2 protein-coding genes are annotated in these 1,516 nt (G+C 36.5%); both read left to right on the forward strand.

Annotated features, from left to right (window positions below; all coding sequences use genetic code 11):
* Positions 1–34: 34 nt before the first annotated feature.
* The gene (locus ACED53_RS23340) at positions 35–685 is read left to right on the forward strand and encodes a Shedu anti-phage system protein SduA domain-containing protein (RefSeq protein WP_371693330.1); all 651 of its coding nucleotides are present in this window, start codon (positions 35–37) and stop codon (positions 683–685) included.
* A gap of 132 nt (positions 686–817) precedes the next feature.
* On the forward strand, positions 818–1,501 hold the full coding sequence (locus tag ACED53_RS23345; protein ID WP_371693328.1) for a hypothetical protein: 684 nt from the start codon (positions 818–820) through the stop codon (positions 1,499–1,501).
* Positions 1,502–1,516 lie beyond the last annotated feature (15 nt).

Raw genomic sequence — 1,516 nt, forward strand, 5'->3', positions numbered from 1 at the left:
GCTGATCAGATCGTAGGTTCTTGATTTAGTTCCATTGAATTACGCAACAAAGCCATTTGAGGTTACTAATAAAGAAACGTTATCACATATTTCTGCAGCTGCGAAAATCGTTGAGTATTCTAAAGCTATATCTGAACTTCGTATATTGATCGAAAATTCAAGTGCTCTAGAGGGGGACTTCCAAAAACACTTAGAGCGGCACCCTTGGATGTTTGGCAGTGAATATAGCCAACGCTTACAGAGGAAAACGTGGACGCGTGACGATCGATTAGATTTCATGATGCGGAAAACAGTTGATGATTACGTCGAGATAATTGAGATTAAAAGGGCGTTTATAGAGTCGTTGTTTACCTACGATCGTTCTCATGACAGCTATTACCCATCATCCAAACTATCAGCAGTTATTGGGCAAGTGGTTAGATATATTGAAGAGATTGAGCGACAACGTGATTCAATCATAGTTAGCGAAGGCTTTGACACGCTTAAAATCCGAGCAAAAATAATTGTCGGTAGGGATGGCGATGCTGAGCAAATTAAAGCGCTTAGAAACTTAAACTCTCATTTACACCGTATCGAAATCATAACTTATGATCAGTTATTGAAAGTTTCAGAGAGAATATTAAGTATGTTTGATGTGGCAACGCTTCCGAGGAAAGAAGGAATCAGTGAAGACATACCATTCTAGTGAGAAAAAATGGTTCACTGTGCTTGGCATTTAAAATTGATTCAACTTTGGTTTTTAAAGCGCAAGAATTTCAGTGACGTGGTGGTAGTGTTCACGATTTAACACAATAGTTATATTATTGAATTTGGTTAGATGAAAATGATTAAAGAAATAACAAACTCTATAAAAGCAGCACTATATCAAAGAGTTAGTAGCCCGCTTTATGGTACATATATTTGTTCTTGGACAATTTACAACTGGGAAATCACATTACCATTGGTTTTTGGTACAAAAAATTTTGATGATAGGCTAGTTGATTTTAAATTAGGACTTTATCCTGAAGTTGCTGGCTTTGAATACCAAACAGTTTTAGTACCTTTAGCAATTACTGCGACATTACTCGGACTTCAACCCTTACTACAGAGATTCATATTTATTTACACTGAATGGAACAGAAGTGAAGGATTGAAGAAGCGAGATCAGTACTCAAGTGAAACAATGTTAACTCTTGAACAAAGTAACGAGTTGAGAGCGTCTGTACAAAAAGTTCAACAATTCCATCAAGAAGTTTTGAAAAATAAGGAAGAAGAAGTTAACGAATATAAGCGTCAACTTGACTCCAAAGACAATTCTATCAATTCCGTCAATGATAATAACTTAAAGCTTATTGAAGAGAATACTGCATTAGAAAGTCAAAAATCAGAACTTTCCGCCACACTGGCTAGAGTTAAAGGTGAATTAGCAGACTGGGAATTAAAATATCAAAGGTTAGGCAAGCTTTTGTTAAAGTCCCGACAAGCCCTATCTGGCAGGGTAGTTGTCACTGTTAAAATTTAACCAGTTTGGGCGATA

Origin of the sequence: Vibrio sp. 1F169 (genome assembly GCF_041439605.1) — a bacterium.
Lineage (GTDB): Bacteria > Pseudomonadota > Gammaproteobacteria > Enterobacterales > Vibrionaceae > Vibrio > Vibrio tasmaniensis_A.

Bases quoted from the DNA above. Each gene is read 5' to 3' on its own strand.
- ACED53_RS23345 (WP_371693328.1), top strand. From the start codon at position 818: ATGAAAATGATTAAAGAAATAACAAACTCTATAAAAGCAGCACTATAT.